Below are 23,100 nucleotides of genomic sequence, written 5' to 3'. Positions count from 1 at the left end.
ATGCCTGAAAACCGGCGCTTTCTCCTCCAGCGGCGGCCAGATGGCGAGCCGGTGCGCGAAGACTTCGAGCTTGTCACCGAGCCCACGCCGGAATTGGCAGAAGGCCAGTTCCTGATCCGCAATCACTATGCCTCGCTCGATCCGGCCATGCGCGGCTGGATGGACGCTGGCGGCAATTACATGCCGCCGGTTCCGCTGGGCACGGCCATGCGCGCCAGCACAATCGGTGTGGTCGAGGAAAGCCGCGCGGAAGGGTTTGCACCCGGCCAATGGGTGATGGGATTGAATGCGCTGGAAGATTATTCAGTCGGCGAAGTCGGTGGTTTTACCCAGCCGATTGACCCGACACTCGTACCTAGCGTCACGAACTATCTCTCGATCTTCGGCGCAGTGGGCATGACCGCCTATTTCGGTTTTCTGGAGGTTTGCGAGCCGAAGGAAGGCGAAACGGTTCTGATAACAGGCGCAGCTGGCGCCGTCGGCTCGCTTGTCGGACAACTTGCCAAGATCAAAGGCTGCCGAGCGATTGGTATCGCGGGCGGGCCTGAGAAATGCGCCAAGCTGACAGAAAAATACGGCTTCGATGCTGCAATCGATTACAAGGGCAAAGACGAAGCTGCGCTGACGAAAGCGATCGCCGAAGCCGCGCCCGATGGCGTCGATGTGATCTTCGAGAATGTCGGCGGGATTATCCTTGATGCCGGGCTCATGAACCTCAACCTCTATGCTCGCGTGGGTCTGTGCGGCCTCATCAGCGAATACAACACCGAGCCCCGTGGCATTCGCAATCTGTGGCAGCTCATCGTCAAGCGTGCACAAATCCGCGGCCTGCTGGTGGCGGACTATGTCGAACGCTTTGGCGAGGGTGCAGCGCAAATGGGTCAATGGGCGGCCGAGGGAAAGCTGGCCATTGAAGAGCACATCGACGAAGGGCTGGAAAACACATTCGACAGTTTCATGCGCCTGTTCGCGGGGACGAACCAGGGCAAGATGATCCTGAAGATCGCCTGATGGGAAAGTTGCTCGTCCTGTCTGGCGGGCACCCTTACGAGGAAGCGCCGTTTGACGCGCTGATCCAGCTACTGGGCCGCGAACTGGGCGAATGGGATGTATCCCACCTCGTTCATCCGGACGCGGAGCAAGCTGTCGCTGAAGGCGCGGCGGACGAGGCCGATGCGCTGCTTTTCTACGACATGGGCGGATACACATTTGGCGACGGAGTTGTAACGAGCCGCCCACCGTCCGAAGGCTTCAGGCAAGCAATCGCCCGCCGATTTGCATCCGGCAAAGGCGCAGTCGCGATGCACCATGCACTGGCAGGCTGGGCTGACTGGCCGGAATGGGCGGAAATGCTGGGTGGGCGTTTCCTGTACCAGCCGGGGCAATGGCAGGGGCAGTCAGTGCCCGACTCTGGCTATCGCCACGATGTCGCTTACGATGCCCAGGTAGTGGCCCAGCATGCGGTGACCGCCGCACTGCCTGACACATTCCCTTTCACCGACGAACTATATCTTTGCCAAATCGACGAAAGCGCGGTGCATCCCTTGATCCGCGCGCGTCATGATTTCACCCGCGAGAACTTCTATTCCGCGGCGCTGGCGGTCAAAGGCGAGATGTTCAGCAATGAAGGTTGGGAACATCCCAATGGCAGTGATCTTGTCGCGTGGTGGCGGCAAATCGGCAATGCCCCGCTGGTTTATTGCCAATTCGGTGACGGGCCTGAGACTTACGCCGATCCGCATGTTCAGCGTATCTTGGTGAATGCGCTGCGTTTTACTGGAGGAGATACACTATGACCCCAAGCGAGACCGTTCAAACCTTTGTCGACCATTGGAACAGCGGTGACATGGAAGCAATGTATGACATGTGCGCAGATGACATCACCTGGCACAACATGCCGATGGAACCGGTAACCGGTGTTTCCGCAGTGCGCGATGCCGTGAGCGGCTTTATGGGGCCGGTTGATCGCTGCGAGTGGGAAATCCATACGATCGCCACAAACGGCAACTCGGTCCTTACCGAGCGTACCGACGCATTTATCCTGAGCGATGGACGCCGTGCCGCGCTGCCTGTGATGGGCACGTTCGAGATCAATGGCGATGGCAAGATAGCCGAGTGGCGCGACTATTTCGACATGGCAACATTTCAGCGCGAGTTTGGCGGCGGTTAAACACCCGAAAAGCTGCTCATTTGGATAGGGTCCCGACCCTGGAAGCGCGCCGTTCCTAACACTTTCACGCAGTGCGCCCATACGGCCTGCAGGGCTAGTTTGCTTAGCTGAGTTTGGGACCAATGGAGCAGCAACAATGAACAAGCCTGCCGGCAATCTGTTCGCACCGGAAACACTGGTCGATCCGTTCGACTATTATCGTGAGGCACACGAAGCCGGGGTCAAGCTCGAGTTTGTGGCTGAAGCCAATGCCTGGGTGGTCTATTCCTATGAACTGGTGTCGGAAGTAACCGCCAAACCGGAAATCTACTCCAATGATTTTGCGTCGTTGATGGGCGCCGCCGATGATGAGATTGATGCAATTCTTGCGGAAGGGTGGGACAACCCGCCTACGCTGCTGACCGCCGATCACCCGATCCATACCCGCAACCGCAAGCTGGTGAACCTCGCATTCTCTGCCCCGCGCGTGAACGCGATCGAAGCCGACATGCGCAAGAAGTCGATCGAACTGATCGCCAAGATGGCGGAAAAGGGCAGCGGTGACTTTGTGGAGGACTTCGCGATTCCCTTGCCCGTCGCCATGATCGCACAGCAAATCGGGCTGGATAACGACCCCAAGCAAGTGAAGGACTGGTCCGATGCAGCGGTCGACCGCTTCAGCCAACTGATCAGCCGCGAGCGCGAGTTGGAATGCGCGCGCAGCTTCGTCGATTACCAGCGTTACATGAAAGGGCTGATCGATGATCGCCGTGCCAATGGCGGTGATGACCTTTTGACCGACCTCGTTGAAGCACGGGTCGAAGGCGAGACCCCGCTGACCGACGAGGAAATCATGTCGATCATGCAGCAATTCATGGTCGCCGGAAACGAGACCACCACATCTACCATCGCGGGCGGATTGCTTCAGCTGATCCGCAATCCAGACCAGATGGCCAAAGCAAAAGCTGCGGCCGGGGGGCGCGATCCCAAACTGATCCAGAATATGGTCGAAGAAATGCTGCGATATGAATCGCCCAGCGCGGGCATCTGGCGCGTGGTCAAGAAAGACGTTGAACTGGGCGGCGAGAAGATCGCAGCCGGGTCGATGCTGCAAGTGCGCTACGCCGCTGCAAACCGCGATCCTGCCAAGTTCGAAGACCCGGACGCATTCCTGATTGATCGCAAGAACGCGCGCGCGCATCTGGCATTTGGGAAAGGCCCACATATGTGTGTGGGCAATATGCTGAGCCGCAAGGAAATGTTCGTCGCCTTTGACGAGCTTCTGGAGCGGCTCGACAATTTCCAGCTAGCAGATGAAGGCGGGATCACAGTCCTGCCCAACATCATGCTGCGCGGGGTAACCAAGCTGCCGATCACATATGAGGTGGCCAAATGAACTTCGATCTGTCCGAAGAGCAGGAGCTGTTTCGCGCGACTGTAGAGCGCTTCACCGCCCCCATCGATGTCGAGGCGCGGCGCAAGCTGCGCATGAATGATGGCGGGTATGATCCTGCGCGTTGGCAGGAGTTGGCAGAGTTGGGACTGATAGCGCTGGCTGCAAGCGAAGAGGCGGGCGGTATGGGAGGTTCGATCCTTGACCTGGCTCTGGTCGGTGAAGCGATCGGGAGGGCCAATTCCCCTGACCCATGGCTGGAGAACGGGGTTCTTCCGGCAAAACTGCTCGCAGCGGCAAGTGCGGAGACAGCCCTGGATGGCGTGCTGTCCGGCGAAAGCTTCACCGCTCTTGCATGGGCTGAACGCAATCAGCGTTACAGTCTGGAAGCGAAACAGACCAAGAGTGATAGCGGCACAATTACCGGTGAGAAAACCTTTGTTTTAGGCGCTGCATTGGCAGACCAGTTTATCGTGTCTGCGCAAGACGGTGGCGCGACTGAGTTCTTTATCGTGGCTGCCAATGCGCCGGGACTCGAAACCCGCGCATATCGCATGGCTGATGGCAGCATGGCTGGCGAATTACGCTTTACACGTGTGACGGGAGAGAAGCTTGATCTGGCCCCGGGCTTGCTTGATCAGGCGATCGCCGAAGTACGGTTGCTGGCCGCCGCCGAAATGGTCGGTCTGGGCCAGAGATTGCTTGAGGATACGCTCGTTTACGTCAAGGAGCGCGAGCAATTCGGCGTACCAATCGGCAGTTTCCAGGCGCTGCAGCACCGCCTGGTGGATTGCTATGCGCGGATCGAGCAAGCTCGATCAATGCTATACCGCGCGGCGCTGACGGACACGTCCGACAGTGCAGCCTGGCAACATCAGGCTGCGGGCGCAAAAGCTTACATCACAGAGAACGTCGATCACATCGCGCGCGAAGCGGTGCAGATGCACGGCGGCATGGGCATTACCGATGAACTGGCGATCGGCCACGCGATGAAACGCGTGCTGCTGTTGTCCAAACTGTTTGGCGATGTGGACACCAATCTTGTTCACTACGCGGAGGCCGCGTGATGGGCGCGCTCGCACCGGTTGATCCCGATCTGTGGAGCAATGATGGCGAACCCCACCTGATGGGTGGCCGCTTGCCATCTGGCGAGATTGTGTTTCCCATGCCGCAAGGCGACGCTGCGAAAGATGTCGAACCGGTCAAGCTATCGCGCCATGGCAAGCTGTGGAGCTGGACCAGTCAGGGCTTCCTGCCCAAGGAACCATACGAAGGCTGGGGTAGCGGTGAGAATGAGGGGCCGCCGGACTTCAAGCCGTTCCTCCTGGGTTATATCGAACTGCCGGGCGAAGTGATCGTCGAAAGCCGCATTGTCGATGCCACGCTTGAAAAGCTGGAGCTGGGCATGCCGATGGAATTCTGCCTCGCGCCGTTCAGCGACACGCATTGCACCTTTGCCTATCGGCCGGAGAAAAGCTCGTGAGTGAAGACGTATATATCATCGGCGCAGGCATCCATCCCTTCGGGCGCACAGACGGTCGATCAGGCCGCGAACAGGGTGTCTTTGCAGTACGTGAAGCAATGGCAGATGCCGGCCTTGAGTGGACCGATATCGAATGCGCCTATGGCGGATCAGCCGCCGCAGGCAGCGCCGATATCATGGTCAACGAGCTGGGGCTGACCAGCCTGCCCTTCACCAATGTCGCGAATGGTTGCGCGACCGGCGGCAGCGCGCTGGTTTCAGCGCAAATGGCAATCGCCAGCGGGTTTTACGATCTCGCGCTGGCGGTCGGTTTCGATAAGCACCCGCGCGGTGCGTTCAATGCTAAGCCATCCGATTATGGCCTGCCCGAATGGTACGGCCAAACGGGCATGATGCTGACCACGCAATTCTTCGCATTGAAGATCCAGCGTTATATGCAGTTGCACGGGATCAGCCGCACGACACTGGGCCGGGTGGCGGAAAAGGCGTTCAAGAACGGCACCATCACGCCGCATGCGTGGCGGCGCAGCCCGATCGATCTCGACACGATCATGAACGCGCCGATGATCAATGATCCGCTGACCAAATACATGTTCTGCGCCCCGGCAGAAGGCGGTGTCGCGCTGATCCTGGCATCTGAAAAGAAGATGAAGGAACTGGGCGCACACGGGGTGAAAATAGCCAAGGTCGCGGTGAAGACCCGCCCGCCGGACAGTTTCGAAGTGTTCCAGGCCGGCGTCAGCATCAAGGAAGGCGGCAAGCCCACAGTGCTTGCCAGTCAGGCTGCGTTTGAAGGCGCAGGGATCGGCCCGGAAGACATCGACGTTGCTCAATTGCAAGACACCGAAAGCGGCGCGGAAATCATGCACATGGCCGAAAACGGATTTTGCAAGGATGGCGAGCAGGAAGAATGGCTTGCCAATGGCTGGTCCGAGATTGGCGGCAAGCTGCCGGTGAACACCGATGGTGGATGCCTGGCCTGCGGCGAGCCGATCGGCGCGTCTGGCCTTCGTCAAGTCTATGAAAACGTCCAGCAATTGCGTGGGCGCGCAGGCGAGCGACAGGTTGAAGGCGCGAAGACCGGATACAGCCATGTTTATGGCGCGCCGGGGCTTAGCGCCGTGGCAATTCTGCAAAGCTGAGGGGAGACACGCATTTGGGACGCATGAGCGGAAAGGTTGCGCTGGTCACCGGCGGCGCGGAAGGGATCGGCGCCACGGTTGGCCGGATGATCGTGGAAGAAGGCGGCAGCGTGATGCTGTGCGATGTCCAGATCGACAAGGCGCGCGAGCTGGCCGAGGAACTGGGCGAGAATACCGAGGCCTTCGAACTCGATGTACGAAATCTCGATCAGTGGCATGAAGCAGTAAAGGCGACGCAAGAACGCTTCGGCAAGCTGACGGTGCTGTGCAATATCGCCGGAATCTCCGAACCCGGGAACGTGGTCGACGGCACGCTCGACACGTGGGAACGCACAATCGACATCAATCTCAACGGACCATATTACGGCATGCGCGCGGCACTGCCCGCGATGGAAGCAAGCGGCGAGCCGGGCGCTATCGTGAATATCGGATCGATGATCGCAATTCGTGCCGCCGCCTTTGTCGCCGCCTACAGCGCATCCAAAGCAGGCCTGCTTGGCCTGACCCGTTCGGTCGCGCTTGATTGCGCTGAACGCGGGGTGCCGATCCGTGCAAACATGGTACACCCCGGTGCAATCCGCACGCCGATGTACAATCGCTACAAATATTCAGGCGCAGATGAGCCGGAAAACATCGAACGCGATTTCGCCGCGACCCATCCCATGAACCGTATCGGCGAGCCCGAGGAAGTCGCACGCGCGGTTGTCTGGCTCGCCAGCGACGAAGCCAGCTTCACCACCGGCTGCGACATTACGGTCGATGGCGGAGGCAGCATCAGGAGCTAGTATGGCAGAAAAACCAGCAACCCGGATCGACGCGCATTTCATTGCCGCGGGCAAGTATCACGATATCGATTATGCGCGGCTGGAGGTGCTCAAACTGCTAATGGAGCACCCGCATATCCGCACCACCGTGGCGGCGGACTATTCCGGACTCGAGCGGCTCGACCAATGCCGTTTCCTCGTCACCTATACTTGCGACCTGCTCCCGACCAAGGAACAGGCGCAGCAATTGCGTAGCTGGTTGGAGGCGGGCGGCAAATGGCTGGCGCTGCATGGGACCAATTCGATTCTGGTCTTTACCGAGAGCGGGCTGGTCGATGCGCCCGACGATACAACCGGCTTGATGGAAATGCTCGGCACGCAGTTCAAGGCGCACCCGCCGATTGGCCCATTCCCCGTGGAGGTGGTCAACAAGGACCATGAATTGACCCGCGGGATCGACGATTTCGAGATTGTCGACGAACTTTACCTGTCAGAAACCACCGCGCCGATCGACACGCTGATGCAGACCACGTTCGAAGGCGAAGCGACCGGCTTCACCAAGGAACATTGGGACAAGACGACCGTTCCGATCCTGTACACGCGCGACATCGGCAAGGGACGCATCGTCTACAATGCGCTGGGCCATTGCCGCGGGCATTATGACCTGCCCGGAATGGCGGATTTTTACCCGCACAAGGAAATGTGCGCCTGGAACTACGACGTTTATTATGACCTGCTGCGACGGGGAATCGCATGGGCCATGAGAGAAGGGGAATAAGCCATGGACATGGATTTCTCACCCGAAGACCTGGCATTTCGCGACGAAGTGCGCGCGTTCCTGAAGGAAAGCCTGCCCGAACATCTCAAAGATGGTGCGCGCCGCACACCAGGCGTGTTTGTGGAGCCGGACATCGGGATGGAATGGCACCGCATCCTGAATGAGAAAGGGTGGCTTGCCTATCACTGGCCTGAGGCAGATGGCGGCACCGGTTGGACCCCGACGCAGCGCTTCATCTTTGAAAAGGAATGCGCGCTGGCCGGCGCACCTGCGATCTCGATTCTGGGTCTGCGCCTGGTAGGTCCGGTGATTTGCGAATTCGGCACACAGGAACAGAAGGACCGGTTCCTGCCGCCTCTGCTTAAAGGCGAGCATTACTGGTGCCAGGGGTACTCGGAACCGGGCTCCGGCTCGGATCTGGCTTCGCTCAAAACCGCAGCACGGCTGGAGGGTGACCAATATGTCGTCAACGGATCAAAAATCTGGACGACGCATGCCCATCACGCGGACTGGATTTTCGCGCTGGTTAGGACAGACAACAGCGGCAAGAAGCAGCAAGGTATCACTTTCTTGCTAATCCCGATGGATCAGCCGGGCGTTGAAGTGACGCCGATCCATTCGATGTCGGGTGATCATGAAGTCAATCAGGTCTTTTTCACCGATGCCGTGACTTCAGTCGAGAACCGCATCGGCGAAGAAGGCGCAGGCTGGACAATTGCCAAATTCCTGCTGGAGAACGAGCGCGGCGGATCGTGCTACGCCCCGCGCTTACTGCAAAGCATTGATCGCTTGCAAGAATTGGCGAAGACGCAGCCGTCGGGTGTCAATGGCGCAGTTGCGCATGATCCGCGCTTCCGTGACAAGCTCGCGCGGACAAGGCTGGATGCCGAAGCGCTTGAAGTCACCGAGCTGCGTATTCTGGCAGACCTTGCCAAGGGCCGCGCGCCAGGGCCGCAAACCTCGCTCGTCAAATTACTTGGCTCCAACATCGGCCAGGCCGTGGACACAATGCGTCTGGAACTGCTCGGTTATGATGCGCTGCAACTGCCGGTTGATCGGCCGCTCTATGGCAATGAAGTGCCGGAGCCGGTTGGCAGCCAAGTCGCGCAGATTGCGATGGGCAAGTATCTGAACAATCGTGCATCTACGATTTTTGGCGGATCGGACGAAGTGCAGAAGAACATCATCGCAAAGACCGTTCTCGGTCTCTGAGCCCCCTTCTCAATAGAAAGACCCATTCATGGATGTATCGCAGTTGATGTTTCGCCCCGGCCTGATGGAGAGCGAGCGAATTCTCGTGACCGGAGGCGGTACTGGATTGGGCCGCGAGATGACCGAGGCGTTCCTGAAGTTGGGCGCGACCGTCTATATTTGCGGGCGGCGGCAGAACAAGCTTGATGAGACTGCGCAGGAATTGATGGCCGAACACGGCGGCAAAGTCGTGGGCATTGCTTGCGATATCCGCGATGCCGATGCGATCAACGCGATGATCGACCAGATCTGGGCGGACGGGCCGCTGACCGGCCTCGTCAACAATGCAGCAGGCAATTTCATCAGCCGCACCGAAGACCTGTCAGTCAATGGCTTCAACGCTATTGCCGACATCGTTTTCCGCGGCACGTTCTATGTCACGCACAATGTCGGCAAGCGGATCATTGCCGAGAAGGGGCGCTGCAATGTCCTTTCGATCCTGACCACTTGGGTATGGAACGGATCGGCCTTTGTCGTGCCGTCTGCCATGTCGAAAAGCGCGATCAACACCATGACGCAAAGTCTGGCAGTCGAATGGGGCCGTCACAACATGCGCTTTAACGCCATCGCGCCGGGCCTCTTCCCGACCAAGGGGATGAGCGCGCGGCTCTCCCCCGGCGGGCGCGGCGGCAATTCAAATAATGAGATCAACCCGATGGGCCGCCACGGCGAAATGCACGAGCTGGCCAATCTCGCGGTGTTCCTGATGGGACCGGGCGCGGAATATGTGAACGGGCAGACCATCGCGATCGATGGGGCTGGTTATCAGGCGACCGGCGGCACGTTCTGGTCCACGCTGCAAGGGCTTGGTGATGCCGAGTGGGAACAGCTGCGCGCGATGATCAAAGGCACCAACGCGGCGGACAAAGCGGATCGGGCGACGGGGTAAGTTTTACCCCTCATTCGCGATGGCTTGTGCGGCCTTGTAATCAGGCTTGCCATTGTTCAATCGCAGCGATGTGTCCGTGAAGAAATAGGTGCGCGGTATTTTGTAGCCGGCGAGCCCTTCACGCGCGGCAGTGTCCAGTGCCTCTTGCAGCCCATCCGCATCGCCGTCTGGCTGCACCACCGCCACAACTTTCCGGCCAAAGCGCGGGTCTGGCAGGCTCACGATGCGCACATCCTTCACACCGGCGTGCTCTTGCAGCACTGCCTCGACTTCCTCCGGAAAGACCTTCTCCCCGCCGGTGTTGATGCACATATTGTCCCGCCCGATGAATTCCATCGTGCCGTCCGCGCCCCAGCGCGCCTGATCGCCCGTCATCAAATAGCGCTGGCCATCGATTTCCGGGAAAGTCTTCGCGTTTTTCTCGTCTTCGCCGAGATAGCCGAGCGGCAAGGGGCCAGAGCGCGCGACAATGCCAATGCCATCTTCGCCCGGTTTGATTTCATTGAGATCCGCATCGAAAAGCTTGGTTGAGCGGCCAGGCAGCGCCTGAAACTTGCCGCCCCCGCTCGAACCAGCGGCAGTGGTAATGACAATCGCCGTTCCCGAACTTTCGGAAGAGCCCAAGGCATCAAACACCATCAGCTGCGGATTGTGTTTGATCAGCCGCATCTTATTGCTCTCGGAGAACACCGCGCCAGACGAGGTTACCATACGCAGGCTCTTCATCGCATCGACAGCATCGTCGCGCGCGTCAAGCGCATCGGCCAGCGGCAGAGCGAAGGCATCGCCAACCATGAACAGGTTTCGCGCGCCCAAACGTTTAACCTCGTCAATCGTCAGATCGGCATCGAATTTCTCCGATGGCAGCATCGCCAGCGTTCCACCTTTCAGCAAATGGATCACAGCCGAGAACTGCCCCGCCCCGTGCATTAGCGGGCTAAGCAGCAAGAGCGGCGAGGTGGATGCGGGATGATCGGGGCCGATCTTTGCTGCTTCGGCGGCTTGTTCTTCCAGTGATGTCGCCACGAGAGGCGGCTCCCCCATTCCGCGCTGCCACACTGAAATGCCGAAGGCCTGCCACGCCGCTTCGAATGGCCACATCACGGCTTTGGGCATGCCGGTTGTGCCGCCAGTTGCGGTGAAGAACAGCGCTTGCTTGTGATCGTGTAGCGCGAAATCGGGGGGAGCGACGCTGGACTGCAAGTCCGCCCAACCCGTGCTTCCGACATCAATAGTCAAAGCACCATCAGGCATGGCCGCGCCCGCGCTGTTCGCAAAATCGCTCTCTACAAACAGGGCTTTCAATCCAAAACGACTGAAAATATCCGCCAGTTCGCGGTCCTTGTAATGGTAATTCACATTGACCGGAGTGACACCGGCTTTGATGCATCCGAAATAGGCCAGGATGTAATCGGGCGTATTGCGCAGCATTTGCCCGGCCACATCGCCCGGCTTCAAGCCGCGCGCAGTTAGCCCAGCCGCGATCCGGTCAGTCAGCGAATCGAGCTGCGACCAGCCAACGATCCGCCCCCCCTGCACCAAAGCTGGCCGATCCGGTTCAATGGCCCGGGCTAACGCTTTCAAAGCAATGCCAAAATTATCACCCTGCCAAACCATGACTCGCCATTACTCCGACTCTTTGATAGCGTCCCCTACCTAACAAGTGGCACCGCAAAGAGTGCCTGCCCAAAAAGAGGATAAAGCCAACCTGCACCACCAAGGTGCGTTGGCTGACGTGGAGATGAAAGGACTCAAGTCTCATGGCTGCAGAAATCGTCGAATTGCGCACGCCCCAAGGGCGTGAAAGCCTCAATCAATTGCTCGAACTGGTTACGATCCGTTGTGATGAAGACATTCATGACGCTGCGCTGGCCATTGCGAGGATTGCCGAAGAATACGGCATGCAGGTTTCCATGTGCGATGACATTTCATCGAAAGAGACGATGCTTGATACCGATGGCACCATCCTGAATGCGGACGTGTTCGGATGGGTCGATAATGGGGAACGATGGTGGGAAGATCACCGTCTGGCTTTGAGCTCGCCGCTACCCCGCGCCTGCCGCTACGAAAGCGAGCCTTTCTGGGTCAACGAGCAAGGATTCCACACACGCTGGAAGAATTCCTACCTCGAAGAGATCGACCTTTCGGACTTTGAGAAGCGCTCCATGTGCAAGGCTGCGATCGTTATTCCGGTCCACCTCCCCTTTGGGCAAATCTCCGCGAACAGCTTCATCAGTCTTGATCGCGAGAAAACCGATTTGTCGGAAGAGTTTGCGCTGCACGGCTCTTTATTTTCACAGATCACGCGCCGCTTTATCGCCGGCTATGTTCAAGCTCATCGAACTAAACGCCGGATCCCGTCGGACTGCGTTCTGTCGAAACGCGAGGTGGAATGCCTGCGCTGGGCAGCGATTGGCAAGACTGACAAGGAAATCAGCATGATCCTTGAGCGGTCTCACGCAACGATCCGCTATCACATCCACCGCGCCGGCGAGAAACTGGACAGCGTCAATCGCGCGCAGACCATATTCAAGGCGGGCCAACTGGGGTATCTCGGCGCTTCATCTTGAATTCCGCACGCCATCCGGCGTGCGGCATCCTCGCTCACACGGCCTAGAGGCCCCGTCGCTGCGGGCGGGCTTGCAGGTGACTTTCGGTCAGCTGCGTCTTCGACTTCGCTTCCGCTCTTGCGGCGCTACGCGCCGGTTGGTTGCAAGCCGGAATAGCCTACGTTACCCGAACCGTCGCACCGGCTCGCCGCCATCCCAGTCGACGCTGGCGGCCTTGATGATGCCAAAGAGATCGGGCCCGTCGGTCGCCTGCTGCAATATCTCGACCAGATGGCCGGTGCCTTTGCCGGGATCGACATAGATCACTTCGCTTGTGCCAAACTTGCCTTCGATCACGACTTCGGCGCCTTGCCGGGCGCAAACGCGGCGCGCTTCGGCAATGTCATCAACCAGCATGCAAACGTGGTGCAGCCCTTCGGTTGCGGCATATTCACCCGAATAGATTGAAGGCGCGTCATTCTCCGGCTTGATCAACTCGATCTGGATGTCGCCCCAATAAGCAAGCGCCAAAGTGAATACCGCATCGGTTGGCTCGCCCTTGTACTTCATCCCGTCAAGATGGATGTTTTCTATAAGGTAGAACGGCCCCACCCCCATGGTTTCGGTCCAATGCTTTATCGCTGCGTCGAAATCATCCGGCACAAAGGCCAGCTGCATCACATCGCCCAAGGCTGAAATCGTTTCGCTGCGCGCCATGGCTTGGTACTCCTCTTCAATCCGATAGGATGCGTTGAGCACAGGTTGTGCGATAAAAATGCCAACTAACACTGCGTAAATTGCGAGGGAGATGGCCTGCAGGAGGGTCAAAACGCCATGAACGAGATCAAGAACATCGCTAACGAACCGCGCTGCCCGGGCATGAGCTATACCAATATGCTCGAAGCGGATACCCGCACTCCGCCAGACTATCTGTTCGAGGAAACCGTGGCAGATATGGGGGACGATCCGATTTCGGTCGATCCCTATATCAGCGAGGAGTTCGCCAGGCTTGAGCGTGAGAAACTATGGCCCAACGTCTGGCTGTTTGCGGCGCGGGAAGACGAATTGCCCGAACCCGGCGATACAGTTGTTTTCGAGATCAATCAGAAGAGCTTCCTGATCACGCGTCAACGCGATGGCAGCGTAAAAGCGCTGTATAACGTTTGCCTGCACCGCGGCCGCAAGCTGCGCACCGAAAGCGGAACAACAACACAATTCCGCTGCCCGTTCCACGGCTTTACATGGAAGACCGACGGCAGCTTGAAGGAAATCCCGTGTGAATGGGATTTCGAGCACCTCAAGAACAAGGACATGAGCCTGCCTGAAGCCCGGGTTGAACTGTGGCAAGGCTTTGTGATGATCACAGAGAATTACGATCTGCCAGACTTCAAGACCTGGCTCGGCCCGGCGGCAGCGCATTATGATCGCTATGACATGGAAAACCGCTACACCGGAATGTGGGTGGCGAAGAAGATCCCCGCCAATTGGAAAGCGACTGCCGAGGCTTTCATGGAAGCCTGGCATTCGGTCACCACGCACCCGCAGCTGCTGCCGTTCCTCGGCGATGCGAACAGCCGCTATGACCACATCGGCGATCACTTCAACCGCGCGATCACGCCATCGGGGGTTCTGTCACCGCACCTCGCGGGCAAGGATCAGCGCTATGTGCTCGACAAGATGAACCAGTTCTCCGGCGGATCGGATGCCGATACCAATCGCCGTTTCGCAGCCAGTGAGGAAGGCGGTGATTTTGACGAGAACGATCCGTTGATGGCGCGCAAAGTGCTCGCCGATGCGGGGCGTAAGGGCTTTGCCGAGCAGTATGGTTATGACTATTCCGATGCTTCTGACGCGGAGATTCTGGACAATTTCACGTATAATATCTTCCCCAATTTCAGCCCCTGGATCGGTTATTTGCCGACGCTGTGCTATCGCTGGCTGCCAGGCGACACACCCGATTGGTGCATCATGGAGATCCGGCTGTTGTTCCCGACACCCAAAGGCGAGAAACGGCCTAAATCGGTCGAGCGTCTTTACATCCCTGATGACGAACCCTTTGCCTGGGCGAAAGACACGATGGGTGAAGCATTAGCCGGCGTGTTCGATCAGGACATGGCGAACCTGCCACATGTCCAGACCGGGATGAAGGCGATGAAGGACGGCATGATGGAGTTGGGCCATTATCAGGACAGCCGCGTGCGCCATTTCCAGACCACGCTGATGAAGTATATCAACGGCGAACTGCCTGCTTAAGTGGGCGGTTTCTCGTTCGATCTGAGCCGGCGCAACGCGCTGATCACCGGCGCATCATCCGGCCTTGGTGCGCGCTTCGGGCGCTTGCTCGCTGAGGCCGGTGCGCAGGTCGCTTTGGGAGCAAGGCGCGCAGATCGTTTGCAATCACTGGCCGACGAAATCGGGGATCGCGCGCGCGCGGTGCAGATGGATGTCATGCGCGAGGCCGACATTATAGCTGGTTTCGATGCCGCAGAAGAAGCCTTCGGCGGCGTGGTCGATACCGTGGTCGCCAACGCCGGGATTGACGGTGCGGGCATGGCAACATCAATGCCTGAGGAAGAGATCGAGCGCACTCTCAGCGTGAACCTGAAGGGTGCGATCCTGACTGCGCGCGAAGGCGCGAAGCGGATGATCGCAAACAAGGTGCCGAACGGACGGATTGTGATGATCGCCTCGATCACAGCTTTTGAGCCCTCGCCCGGCCTGGTCGCTTACTCCGCCAGCAAGGCCGGGGTGATACAGGCGGCGCGCAGCATGGCGCGCGAATGGGCGCGCACAGGCATTTCTGTAAACACGATTTCGCCGGGCTATATCCGGACTGATATCAATGCTGATTGGTTTGATACTGAGCCGGGCAAACGCCAGATGGCACGTTTCCCGCGCAAGCGTTTGATGGGCGAAGAGGGGCTCGACGCGGCTCTGTTGATGCTGTGCTCTGACGCCGCCGAATACATCACCGGCACAGATTTTGTGCTTGACGACGGACAAACGCTCTAAAGGGCTTCAGGCCTTGGGAATCCCGCGATCGTCATAAAGCCCAAGGTAGGAGACGCTTGTGTTTGGTTGCAACACTGCGATAACCTGCGGGTAAGGGGGCCATATGCTGCTCATCGCGTCGTGCGTGACCGATCGCGATGCGAACGCTCTTTCGGAAAGTGCGGCTGATGGCCGGGCTTTTGCTCAGGCGAATTGCGCCAGCTGCCATGCGCTGGAAGACGGAGTTTCGCCAAACCCGAATGCGCCCAGCCTTCGCCGAGCGGCCAAAAGATTGCCGGATTGGGCAATAGAGGCATCGTTCGAGCGTGGAGTTCAAATCGGGCATTCGATGGAAATGCCAGCCTTCGTATTCGAAGACGGCGATATCGCCAATTTGCTCGCCTATCTCGAAACGCTCAAAGAAAAAGACTGAGTGGTGGTGATAGACGGGTTCTAACCCAGCCCGGCCGTCCAGTCCTTCGACTTCGCCCAGTCCAGATGCGAGGTGTGCTCCATTCCCAGCAAGTCGCGCGCACCTTGCGGATCGACCAGCAGAGGCGACGTGGGCTGCGTGTTATAGAATGAATAGAACTTCGCCATCCCGTCATAGATCGATAGCGGCTGCACTTCGCGCGAGCCGGTGACAAGCTCGCTCATACGGGCGGCGAATTCTTCCGGCGCGAGGCTCTGAAACCGCACCGGTCGCCCGATCGCCTCGGTCAAATTGGCCGCAACCTGGTCGCCCGTCAGCGCCTCCGGCCCGCCCAGCGGCACATGCAGGCCGTCCGCCGCATCGGTTTGCAGCGCACGGCGCATCGCCTGCGCCACGTCCTCCAGGCACACCCAGTTGATCAGCAAGTCAGGCTTGGCAGGATAGGCAAAGATCCCGTCGCGCATGATCAAGGGCCGCGTCCAGATGCGGTACTGATTGTCCATGAACACGGTCGGCTCAATGAACACACACGTGATGCCGGTTTCTTCCAGCGCGCGCTCTATATCGCGCCTGCCATCATGCGCCGACAGGTCAAGATCGTGATCCGCAACATAGCAGGCGGTGTTGAAGACGATCTTCTTCAGCCCTGCGCGCTTTGCCCCTTCGGCAATGCATTTCCCGAAATGCGCAGCTTTGGCCCGGTCAAACTCGAAAGGTAGGTGGAACGCGGCGGCATCCTGGCCTTCAAATGCCTTAGCCATCGCATCCGCATCAGTGATGTCGGCGTGTACCGTCGGCAAGTCAGGCCATGGCGTGTCTTTCATCGCATCCGCACGCCGAACGCCCGCCGTCACTTCGAACCCAGCGCCCAGCAGTTCCGCGACAAGTGGCTGCCCCTGATCGGCCGGCGCGCCGAGCACGCACACTCTTGTAATTGTCATCAGCTTGCAGCTTTCCGCGCGACTTCGTCTGCGTCGAAATAATGGATGCGTAGCGACTTCATCAGCCCGTCTTCAAACTCACCCATTTCGCACACGGTCTGGCTAAACGTTTCGCCGCCGCCCTTGGGCGTCATGGTCAGGGTCAGCACCGTTACCGCATGAGTATCGCCGCCGGTGATGTCGTGAATGTCGACCTTGGCCTCTGCCCATGTGCCATACATGGCCGCCGCGCAGCGTTGCAGCGCGTCTTTCCCCCGCCATTCGCCGGCAAAGGGCAGGCAATCAGCCTCGTAAAGCACGAAGTCGGGATGCAGCAGCGACTCCACCTTGTCCCAGTCACGCGCGCCAGCAGCGGCGTAAACAGCGGCCTGTATCTCGCGAGGACTAGCCATCAGCGCTACTCAATGGTGCCAATAACTTCGCCGACCTTGTATTTGACACCCTCTTCGCCGGTTGGCCTGATAATGCCAGTAGCTTGCGCTTCAATCTCGACCGTCGTCTTGTCGGTTTCAGCAGTGTAGATGATGTCCCCCTTGGTCACAGCTTCGCCATCACCGAACATCCATTCGGCCAGAATTACTTCTGTCGCGCTCATGCCTAGCTTGGGAATGCGAATTTCTTCAGCCATTTACGCCTTCCCTACGCTCGCTTTGATCTGGTTCACGATATCGCTCTTTTGCGGGATCCAGGCCTGCTCCAGATGCGATGCGAATGGCACGGCAGAGAACGTCCCGCCGATCCGGCGCACCGGACCTTTTAGCTTGTCCCAGCATTTTTCCTGGATGTTCGCAGCGATTTCCGCGCCGGTTCCGAAGGGGCGAACCGCTTCGTGCAGGATCAGCGCGCGGCCGGTTTTGTTAACCGATGCAAGCACCGTGGCCTCATCATAGGGCGCGATAGTGCGCAGATCGATGACCTCTACGCTGATGCCTTCTTTGTCGAGCTCGCCAGCCACTTCCAGCGCATCCAACACGGTACGGCCATAGGTGATGAGGCTGATATCGCTGCCTTCCTTAGCCACAGCCGCCTTGCCCAAAGGCACACGGTAGCCGGGGCCAGGGTCTTCCGAAGTCAGGCCATAGCAAAGGATATTCTCGATAAAGACCACAGGGTCATTGGCGTCGATGGCCGAACGCATCAGACCGCGTGCATCGGCTGCGTTCGACGGGGTGACCACATGCATACCGGCGACATGGGCGAACCATGCCTCAAGCATGTCCGAGTGCTGTCCGCCAAAGCCCACACCCACGCCAGTGGTAGTGCGAATCACAATCGGACATGGCGTCTGGCCGCCTGACATGAAGCGCAATTTCGCGGCGTGATTGACGATCTGGTCCATGCACACGCCGACAAAGTTCATCAGCATGATCTCTGCGATCGGGCGTTGCCCGGCGAGAGCGGCACCCACCGCGGCGCCAATAATCGCGGTTTCGGAAATCGGCGTCGCACGGATGCGGTGCTCGCCGTATTTTTCGGTCAGGCCAGAGGTGATCTTGAACACACCGCCTCCTTGCTTGGCGGCCACATCTTCACCCAGGCAGAACACGCCGTCATCTTCGGCCATCGCCTCGTCAATCGCGAGGTTCAGAGCCTGCGTCATGGTAATCTCAGCCATTACGCCGTCTCCTCAAGCACGTCTTTGTAGATTTCATCAGTGTCCGGCAGCGGCGCATCAAGCGCGTGCTGGACCGCTGCGTCAATTTCCGCATCGATATCAGCCACGATCTTGTCGAGCTCTTCCTCGGTGAACTGCCGCTCAAGCATGACTGCACGCAGTTTGGGCAACGGATCTTCGCGCTTCATTTCCTCGATATGCTCTGGCGGCATGTAAGAAAAATCCGAGCCGAAGAAGTGACCCATCATGCGGTAACACATGGCCTCCACCAGCACTGGCCCCTTGCCCGAGCGGGCATGCGCAACCGCCTCTTCCATCGCAGGGTAGATCTGGTTCACATCATTGCCGTCAACCTTGATCCCTTTCATGCCATAGCCGGCGGCGCGGCTGGAAATGTCGGGGCTGTCGGTGTGATCGGCATAGGCAGTATGCTCGCCATACCGGTTGTTCTGGCACAGGAAGATGACAGGCAGCTTGTAGAGCTGCGCCATGTTCATAGCCTCGTGAAAGCCGCCGATATTGGCGGCGCCATCACCGAAGCTGACCAGAGTTACACGCCCGTCACCATTATTCTGGCTCGCCATTGCAAGGCCATTGGCAATCGGCAGGCCGGAGCCGACAACACCGGTCGTCACCATGATCCCGGTGTCGGGATCGGTGATATGCATGGTGCCGCCCTTGCCTTTGCAAGTGCCCGTTGCCTTGCCAAGGCATTCTCCCCACCATTTCTCGATCGGGATGCCTTTGGCGGTCTGCTCGCCCTGTCCGCGATAGGTGCAGACGACGTAATCGTCTTTCTCCAGCGCAGCCATGGCGGCGGCGGACACAAGTTCCTGCCCGCGCACACAGTAATACATCACGGCAACCTTGCCTTGCATCAGCAGCTGGCGGAATTTTTCATCCGTGCGGTTCACCTTCATGGTGCGGGTGTAAACATCGAGCAGCTTGTCGCGGTCTATCTCAGCCATAATTTGGCCCTTCCTGTGCGGTGATTGGATTAAAACTGGACGCGCTGCGTAAAGCCGCCATCGACGACGATGTTTGCCCCGGTCATGTACGGCACCGCCGGGCTGGCAACGAAGACGACCGCTTTGGCCACTTCTTCGTCATTGCCGAACCGACCCATTGGCATTTTGGCGAGTGTCGCATTGAACAGCTCTGGCATCACGCCTTCGATCACTTCCCAATTGCCGCCGGGGTAATATATCGCACCCGGGCTGACGCAGTTTACTCTGATGCCCTGCGGCGCGAGAGCTTGTGACAGTTGAGATCCATGTGTGATCAGCGCGGCCTTCAGCGCGTTGAACGCTTGCGGCGCGACAAAAGTCTCTAGCGCGGCGGTCGATGACATCAGAACAATCGAGCCGCTGTCTGATTCAGCCAGATGTGGGGTCAGCACTTCGATGGCGTGGACCGCGCCCAGAATGTCCATATCAAGGCCGTTCTGCCAATCTCCGGTGCCGCCTGTTCCGGAAGAACTGGCCATGTGCACGAAGATATCGCAGCCGCCCAGCGCCTCTGCCGCGTCGGCAACCCATTTCTTATAATTGTCCGCGCCGTCAGCCATATCGACAACTGAACCATGCACTTTGCCGGAGCCAGCCGCATCAATCTCTTTCGTCGCAGCTTCAATCTTGTCTTCCTTGCGGCTCATGAAAGCAACGTCCGCGCCTTCAGCAGCAAACAATTTGAGCGATGCGAGGCCCAGCCCATGTGCACCGCCATTCATGATGACTTTCTTGCCCTTTAGTCCGAGATCCATCGCTTAATTCTCCCAACTGATTGATTGTTGAGAATGCGATAGCGAAGGCCGCCAAGCGCAGTAATCGTCAAAAGTGTTGGGGGCGGGGCCGCAATGTCGCAACAATTGCCGCTAGGGCATCCTAGATCGCGCGTGCTCAGGATCAAATAACTGCCATTTGGCCTTTAAGCATGCACATTCACGTGCCACAATTGAGGTGCAACAACGACTCGTTTTGAGAGAGGGTTCTGATGAATCTGGAATTCACAGCAGAAGAAATCGCATTCCGCGAAGAAGTGCGTAGCTTTATCGCGGAGAACTATCCCAAGCATCTGGGTGATACCGGATTGCGCGAAGATCTCGCGCCGGAAGACTTCGTCGCCTGGCACAAGGTTCTGGGTGAAAAGGGCTGGTCCGTCCCAGCGTGGCCGGTGGAATATGGCGGCACCGGCTGGACCCCGACGCAGCGCTACATCTGGTCAGAAGAGAACGCGCGCGTCAACGCCTTGATGCCGCTGCCATTCGGTGTCTCAATGGTCGGTCCGGTGATCTACACCTTTGGCAATGAAGAGCAGAAGGCGCGTCATCTGCCCGGCATTCGCAGCGGCGATGTATGGTGGTGCCAGGGCTATTCAGAGCCAGGTGCTGGTTCGGACTTGGCTTCACTCAAGACAACCGCGGTGCGCGATGGCGATCACTATGTGATCAACGGGCAGAAGACGTGGACCACGCTGGCGCAATATGCCGATTGGGGCTTTTTCCTTTGCCGCACTGATCCGGATGCCGCCAAGCCGCAGGAAGGCATCAGCTTCATCCTGATCGACATGAAAACACCGGGCGTTGAAGTGAAGCCGATCAAACTGATCGATGGCGGCTATGAGGTCAATGAAACCTGGCTGACCGATGTGCGTGTGCCGGTCGAGAATCTGGTCGGTGTAGAGAACAAGGGCTGGACCTATGCCAAATTCCTGCTTGCGCACGAACGCAGCGGTATCGCCGGTGTTGCGCGTTCGAAGCGCGGGGTTGAGAAGCTGCGCGAAATCGCAGCGAATGAAACAATCGATGGCGAACCGCTGATCAGCGATTTCAATTTTGCACGCAAGGTAAGCCAGTTGGAGATCGATCTGGCCGCACTGGAAATCACAGAGCTGCGCACGCTGGCCGGCGAACAAGCGGGCAAGGGCCCTGGCCCGGAAAGCTCGATCCTCAAGATCAAGGGGACAGAAATCCAGCAGCGCCTGACCGAGCTGACATTGGAAGCCGTCGGCAGCTATGGCACGCCGATGTATGGCAGCATTGCCGATACCGGATCGAATGAATATCCGATCGGGCCCGACTATGCGCAGCATTCAGCCGCGACCTATTTCAACATGCGCAAGACATCGATCTACGGCGGATCAAACGAGATTCAGCGCAACATCATCACGAAAATGATCCTCGGCCTTTAATACCATAGCGATACGCGGAGAGAAACACGTGGATTTCAATTTCACCGAAGAACAGGAAATGGTGCGCGACGGATTGTCGCGACTGATGCGCGAACAATATGGCGCAGAGACGCGCCGCGAAGTGATCGCAAGCGAAACCGGCTGGCGCCCCGAAATCTGGGCGCAGCTTGCTGAGTTGGGTATCCTAGGCATGCCGTTTTCAGAGGAAGATGGCGGCTTCGGCGGCGGCGCGATCGATTCGATGATCGTGATGGAAGAGTTCGGCAAAGGCCTGGTGGTCGAGCCATTCGTGCCCACTGTTGTGTGTGCTGGCGGATTCTTCAAACATGCGGGTACAGCGGCGCAGAAGGAAGAACATATCGGTGCCATCGTCTCTGGCGAACGGATTTACGCCTTCGCCTATGCTGAACCGCGCGGGCGCTATGATCTGGCGGATCTGCAGACGACTGCGAAGAAAGACAGCGACGGCTATGTCCTCAATGGGCACAAAGCAGTCGTGATAGCGGCACCTTGGGCGAGCCATCTGATTGTCACTGCGCGCACCAGCGGGGAACGCCGCGACAAGGACGGCATCTCTGTATTCGTGCTCGACAAGTCAACCGATGGCGTGGTCACTCGCGATTACGAAACTGTCGACGGTCGCCGCGCGTCGGAAGTATATTTCGAAAATGCAAGCGTGCCCGCTGACGCGCTGATTGGCGAAGAGGGCGGCGCTTTGCCACTGATTGAACGGATCACGGATGAAGCCATCGCCGCGCAATGCGCGGAGGCATGCGGCGCAATGAAAGTCGCAAATGCCATGACGCTGGAATATTCGAAGCAGCGCAAGCAATTCGGCGTGCCCATCGGCAAGTTCCAGGTGCTTCAGCACCGCATGGCGGACATGTTTACGGAGTATGAGCAGTCAGTTTCGATGAGCTATCTGGCAACACTCAAACTCGACGCGCCCGAAAAAGAACGCAAACGGACTGTATCCGCCGCCAAGGTGCGCGTCGGACAGGCCGCGCATCATATCGGGCAGGAAGCGATCCAGATTCACGGTGGTAATGGTATGACCGATGAATACGCCATAGGTCACTATTTCAAGCGCCTTACGATTTTCGATTCCGAATTCGGGAATATCGACCATCACATGAAGCGGCATATAGCACTCGCTTCCTAGGTCGATGTCTGTGATTGGGGGGTGAATGGTGCCACGAGAGAGAATTGAACTCTCGACCTCACCCTTACCAAGGGTGCGCTCTACCACTGAGCTACCGCGGCGCCTGTTCAAGACGCGCGCCTATTGTCTCGTGCGCGCCCATTGTCAAGCCATGCTTGATGTGGGCATCACTTAGATGCAATGCGTTTCGTATGAGTGAAGATGCAGACAAGAATATGTCGCGTGAGGAGCGATTGGCGGAAAAATTGCGCGAGAACCTGCGCCGCAGGAAATCTCAGGCCCGCAAAATGACCGAATCACGCGGGGAAACGCTTCCCAAAGGCGAACAGGGAAGCTAACGAGGCGTGCTCCTGAGACCTTGCGGAGCAATC

The 23,100-nt window shown here is 58.3% G+C and carries 26 protein-coding genes and 1 tRNA gene; 18 read left to right on the top strand and 9 right to left on the bottom strand.

Features of this window, described 5'->3' with window-relative positions:
• From QQX03_RS02575 to QQX03_RS02525, 11 genes are all read left to right on the top strand, one after another.
• On the top strand, positions 1-1,011 hold the full coding sequence (locus tag QQX03_RS02575) for an NADP-dependent oxidoreductase (protein ID WP_285976323.1): 1,011 nt from the start codon (positions 1-3) through the stop codon (positions 1,009-1,011).
• The gene (locus QQX03_RS02570; protein WP_285976322.1) at positions 1,011-1,796 is read left to right on the top strand and encodes a ThuA domain-containing protein; all 786 of its coding nucleotides are present in this window, start codon (positions 1,011-1,013) and stop codon (positions 1,794-1,796) included. The genes QQX03_RS02575 and QQX03_RS02570 overlap by 1 nt, the downstream gene beginning before the upstream one ends.
• On the top strand, positions 1,793-2,170 hold the full coding sequence (locus QQX03_RS02565) for a limonene-1,2-epoxide hydrolase family protein (RefSeq protein WP_285976321.1): 378 nt from the start codon (positions 1,793-1,795) through the stop codon (positions 2,168-2,170). The genes QQX03_RS02570 and QQX03_RS02565 overlap by 4 nt, the downstream gene beginning before the upstream one ends.
• Before the next feature lie 136 nt (positions 2,171-2,306).
• Complete coding sequence (locus tag QQX03_RS02560) at positions 2,307-3,545, top strand: cytochrome P450 (RefSeq protein WP_285976320.1); 1,239 nt, start codon at positions 2,307-2,309, stop codon at positions 3,543-3,545.
• Complete coding sequence (locus tag QQX03_RS02555; protein WP_285976319.1) at positions 3,542-4,609, top strand: acyl-CoA dehydrogenase family protein; 1,068 nt, start codon at positions 3,542-3,544, stop codon at positions 4,607-4,609. The genes QQX03_RS02560 and QQX03_RS02555 overlap by 4 nt, the downstream gene beginning before the upstream one ends.
• Positions 4,609-5,025 (top strand): Zn-ribbon domain-containing OB-fold protein, encoded by a 417-nt coding sequence (locus QQX03_RS02550; RefSeq protein ID WP_285976318.1) that lies wholly within the window; start codon positions 4,609-4,611, stop codon positions 5,023-5,025. Before QQX03_RS02555 ends, QQX03_RS02550 begins: the two co-directional genes overlap by 1 nt.
• Positions 5,022-6,167: a thiolase family protein gene (locus QQX03_RS02545; RefSeq protein ID WP_285976317.1), complete on the top strand. Its 1,146-nt coding sequence runs from the start codon at positions 5,022-5,024 to the stop codon at positions 6,165-6,167. The genes QQX03_RS02550 and QQX03_RS02545 overlap by 4 nt, the downstream gene beginning before the upstream one ends.
• A 23-nt stretch (positions 6,168-6,190) precedes the next feature.
• Complete coding sequence (locus QQX03_RS02540; RefSeq protein ID WP_285976316.1) at positions 6,191-6,952, top strand: SDR family NAD(P)-dependent oxidoreductase; 762 nt, start codon at positions 6,191-6,193, stop codon at positions 6,950-6,952.
• A 1-nt stretch (position 6,953) separates the two neighbouring features.
• On the top strand, positions 6,954-7,709 hold the full coding sequence (locus QQX03_RS02535; RefSeq protein ID WP_285976315.1) for a ThuA domain-containing protein: 756 nt from the start codon (positions 6,954-6,956) through the stop codon (positions 7,707-7,709).
• A gap of 3 nt (positions 7,710-7,712) precedes the next feature.
• Positions 7,713-8,921, top strand: a complete 1,209-nt coding sequence (locus tag QQX03_RS02530) for an acyl-CoA dehydrogenase family protein (RefSeq protein ID WP_285976314.1) — start codon at positions 7,713-7,715, stop codon at positions 8,919-8,921.
• Between the two features lie 28 nt (positions 8,922-8,949).
• On the top strand, positions 8,950-9,849 hold the full coding sequence (locus tag QQX03_RS02525) for an SDR family oxidoreductase (RefSeq protein ID WP_285976313.1): 900 nt from the start codon (positions 8,950-8,952) through the stop codon (positions 9,847-9,849).
• A 3-nt stretch (positions 9,850-9,852) separates the two neighbouring features.
• Here QQX03_RS02525 and QQX03_RS02520 read toward each other — a convergent pair whose 3' ends face one another.
• Positions 9,853-11,466 carry an AMP-binding protein gene (locus QQX03_RS02520; RefSeq protein WP_285976312.1) on the bottom strand — a complete coding sequence of 538 codons (1,614 nt, stop codon included), beginning with the start codon at positions 11,464-11,466 and terminating at the stop codon, positions 9,853-9,855.
• A 143-nt stretch (positions 11,467-11,609) separates the two neighbouring features.
• On the opposite strand from QQX03_RS02520, the gene QQX03_RS02515 reads away from it, so the two are divergent.
• The gene (locus QQX03_RS02515; RefSeq protein ID WP_285976311.1) at positions 11,610-12,419 is read left to right on the top strand and encodes a LuxR C-terminal-related transcriptional regulator; all 810 of its coding nucleotides are present in this window, start codon (positions 11,610-11,612) and stop codon (positions 12,417-12,419) included.
• Positions 12,420-12,581: 162 nt separating this feature from the next.
• On the opposite strand, the gene QQX03_RS02510 is transcribed toward QQX03_RS02515, so the two are convergent.
• Entirely contained in the window at positions 12,582-13,115 is a 534-nt protein-coding gene (locus QQX03_RS02510; protein WP_285976310.1) for a VOC family protein, read from the bottom strand.
• Between the two features lie 117 nt (positions 13,116-13,232).
• Between QQX03_RS02510 and QQX03_RS02505 the strand changes: the two genes are divergently transcribed.
• From QQX03_RS02505 to QQX03_RS02495, 3 genes are all read left to right on the top strand, one after another.
• Positions 13,233-14,651: an aromatic ring-hydroxylating oxygenase subunit alpha gene (locus tag QQX03_RS02505; RefSeq protein ID WP_285976309.1), complete on the top strand. Its 1,419-nt coding sequence runs from the start codon at positions 13,233-13,235 to the stop codon at positions 14,649-14,651.
• A complete protein-coding gene (locus QQX03_RS02500; RefSeq protein ID WP_285976308.1) occupies positions 14,652-15,410 on the top strand; it encodes an SDR family NAD(P)-dependent oxidoreductase in 759 nt (252 codons plus the stop codon).
• A gap of 103 nt (positions 15,411-15,513) precedes the next feature.
• A complete protein-coding gene (locus QQX03_RS02495) occupies positions 15,514-15,822 on the top strand; it encodes a c-type cytochrome (protein ID WP_285976307.1) in 309 nt (102 codons plus the stop codon).
• Positions 15,823-15,842: 20 nt separating this feature from the next.
• Here QQX03_RS02495 and QQX03_RS02490 read toward each other — a convergent pair whose 3' ends face one another.
• The 6 genes from QQX03_RS02490 to QQX03_RS02465 are packed head-to-tail and all read right to left on the bottom strand — an operon-like array spanning position 15,843 to position 20,140.
• Positions 15,843-16,763 carry an SDR family oxidoreductase gene (locus tag QQX03_RS02490; RefSeq protein WP_285976306.1) on the bottom strand — a complete coding sequence of 307 codons (921 nt, stop codon included), beginning with the start codon at positions 16,761-16,763 and terminating at the stop codon, positions 15,843-15,845.
• The gene (locus QQX03_RS02485; RefSeq protein WP_285976305.1) at positions 16,763-17,155 is read right to left on the bottom strand and encodes a nuclear transport factor 2 family protein; all 393 of its coding nucleotides are present in this window, start codon (positions 17,153-17,155) and stop codon (positions 16,763-16,765) included. The genes QQX03_RS02490 and QQX03_RS02485 overlap by 1 nt, the downstream gene beginning before the upstream one ends.
• Positions 17,156-17,160: 5 nt before the next feature.
• Positions 17,161-17,391, bottom strand: a complete 231-nt coding sequence (locus QQX03_RS02480) for a lipoyl domain-containing protein (protein WP_285976304.1) — start codon at positions 17,389-17,391, stop codon at positions 17,161-17,163.
• Positions 17,392-18,378 (bottom strand): alpha-ketoacid dehydrogenase subunit beta, encoded by a 987-nt coding sequence (locus tag QQX03_RS02475; RefSeq protein ID WP_285976303.1) that lies wholly within the window; start codon positions 18,376-18,378, stop codon positions 17,392-17,394.
• The gene (locus tag QQX03_RS02470; RefSeq protein ID WP_285976302.1) at positions 18,378-19,346 is read right to left on the bottom strand and encodes a thiamine pyrophosphate-dependent dehydrogenase E1 component subunit alpha; all 969 of its coding nucleotides are present in this window, start codon (positions 19,344-19,346) and stop codon (positions 18,378-18,380) included. The genes QQX03_RS02475 and QQX03_RS02470 overlap by 1 nt, the downstream gene beginning before the upstream one ends.
• Positions 19,347-19,375: 29 nt before the next feature.
• Entirely contained in the window at positions 19,376-20,140 is a 765-nt protein-coding gene (locus QQX03_RS02465; RefSeq protein ID WP_285976301.1) for an SDR family NAD(P)-dependent oxidoreductase, read from the bottom strand.
• Positions 20,141-20,370: 230 nt separating this feature from the next.
• Between QQX03_RS02465 and QQX03_RS02460 the strand changes: the two genes are divergently transcribed.
• The gene (locus QQX03_RS02460) at positions 20,371-21,567 is read left to right on the top strand and encodes an acyl-CoA dehydrogenase family protein (protein ID WP_285976300.1); all 1,197 of its coding nucleotides are present in this window, start codon (positions 20,371-20,373) and stop codon (positions 21,565-21,567) included.
• Positions 21,568-21,595: 28 nt separating this feature from the next.
• Positions 21,596-22,729, top strand: coding sequence for an acyl-CoA dehydrogenase family protein (locus tag QQX03_RS02455; protein ID WP_285976299.1), 1,134 nt, complete (start codon positions 21,596-21,598; stop codon positions 22,727-22,729).
• A 26-nt stretch (positions 22,730-22,755) separates the two neighbouring features.
• Here the strand turns inward: QQX03_RS02455 and QQX03_RS02450 are convergent.
• A tRNA-Thr gene (locus QQX03_RS02450) sits at positions 22,756-22,830 on the bottom strand.
• 90 nt (positions 22,831-22,920) lie between these two features.
• Between QQX03_RS02450 and QQX03_RS02445 the strand changes: the two genes are divergently transcribed.
• On the top strand, positions 22,921-23,067 hold the full coding sequence (locus QQX03_RS02445; RefSeq protein ID WP_285976298.1) for a hypothetical protein: 147 nt from the start codon (positions 22,921-22,923) through the stop codon (positions 23,065-23,067).
• Positions 23,068-23,100: the final 33 nt, after the last annotated feature.

Origin of the sequence: Altererythrobacter rubellus (assembly GCF_030284385.1) — a bacterium.
GTDB lineage: Bacteria > Pseudomonadota > Alphaproteobacteria > Sphingomonadales > Sphingomonadaceae > Erythrobacter > Erythrobacter rubellus.
The sequence above is the reverse complement of the archived record's forward strand: the minus strand, read 5'-3'. Positions and strand labels throughout refer to the sequence as shown.

Coding starts and splice junctions, on each gene's coding strand:
- QQX03_RS02575 (WP_285976323.1), top strand. CDS start 1: ATGCCTGAAAACCGGCGCTTTCTCCTCCAGCGGCGGCCAGATGGCGAG.
- QQX03_RS02570 (WP_285976322.1), top strand. CDS start 1,011: ATGGGAAAGTTGCTCGTCCTGTCTGGCGGGCACCCTTACGAGGAAGCG.
- QQX03_RS02565 (WP_285976321.1), top strand. CDS start 1,793: ATGACCCCAAGCGAGACCGTTCAAACCTTTGTCGACCATTGGAACAGC.
- QQX03_RS02560 (WP_285976320.1), top strand. CDS start 2,307: ATGAACAAGCCTGCCGGCAATCTGTTCGCACCGGAAACACTGGTCGAT.
- QQX03_RS02555 (WP_285976319.1), top strand. CDS start 3,542: ATGAACTTCGATCTGTCCGAAGAGCAGGAGCTGTTTCGCGCGACTGTA.
- QQX03_RS02550 (WP_285976318.1), top strand. CDS start 4,609: ATGGGCGCGCTCGCACCGGTTGATCCCGATCTGTGGAGCAATGATGGC.
- QQX03_RS02540 (WP_285976316.1), top strand. CDS start 6,191: ATGAGCGGAAAGGTTGCGCTGGTCACCGGCGGCGCGGAAGGGATCGGC.
- QQX03_RS02535 (WP_285976315.1), top strand. CDS start 6,954: ATGGCAGAAAAACCAGCAACCCGGATCGACGCGCATTTCATTGCCGCG.
- QQX03_RS02530 (WP_285976314.1), top strand. CDS start 7,713: ATGGACATGGATTTCTCACCCGAAGACCTGGCATTTCGCGACGAAGTG.
- QQX03_RS02525 (WP_285976313.1), top strand. CDS start 8,950: ATGGATGTATCGCAGTTGATGTTTCGCCCCGGCCTGATGGAGAGCGAG.
- QQX03_RS02520 (WP_285976312.1), bottom strand. CDS start 11,466: ATGGTTTGGCAGGGTGATAATTTTGGCATTGCTTTGAAAGCGTTAGCC.
- QQX03_RS02515 (WP_285976311.1), top strand. CDS start 11,610: ATGGCTGCAGAAATCGTCGAATTGCGCACGCCCCAAGGGCGTGAAAGC.
- QQX03_RS02510 (WP_285976310.1), bottom strand. CDS start 13,115: ATGGCGCGCAGCGAAACGATTTCAGCCTTGGGCGATGTGATGCAGCTG.
- QQX03_RS02505 (WP_285976309.1), top strand. CDS start 13,233: ATGAACGAGATCAAGAACATCGCTAACGAACCGCGCTGCCCGGGCATG.
- QQX03_RS02495 (WP_285976307.1), top strand. CDS start 15,514: ATGCTGCTCATCGCGTCGTGCGTGACCGATCGCGATGCGAACGCTCTT.
- QQX03_RS02490 (WP_285976306.1), bottom strand. CDS start 16,763: ATGACAATTACAAGAGTGTGCGTGCTCGGCGCGCCGGCCGATCAGGGG.
- QQX03_RS02485 (WP_285976305.1), bottom strand. CDS start 17,155: ATGGCTAGTCCTCGCGAGATACAGGCCGCTGTTTACGCCGCTGCTGGC.
- QQX03_RS02480 (WP_285976304.1), bottom strand. CDS start 17,391: ATGGCTGAAGAAATTCGCATTCCCAAGCTAGGCATGAGCGCGACAGAA.
- QQX03_RS02475 (WP_285976303.1), bottom strand. CDS start 18,378: ATGGCTGAGATTACCATGACGCAGGCTCTGAACCTCGCGATTGACGAG.
- QQX03_RS02470 (WP_285976302.1), bottom strand. CDS start 19,346: ATGGCTGAGATAGACCGCGACAAGCTGCTCGATGTTTACACCCGCACC.
- QQX03_RS02465 (WP_285976301.1), bottom strand. CDS start 20,140: ATGGATCTCGGACTAAAGGGCAAGAAAGTCATCATGAATGGCGGTGCA.
- QQX03_RS02460 (WP_285976300.1), top strand. CDS start 20,371: ATGAATCTGGAATTCACAGCAGAAGAAATCGCATTCCGCGAAGAAGTG.
- QQX03_RS02445 (WP_285976298.1), top strand. CDS start 22,921: ATGAGTGAAGATGCAGACAAGAATATGTCGCGTGAGGAGCGATTGGCG.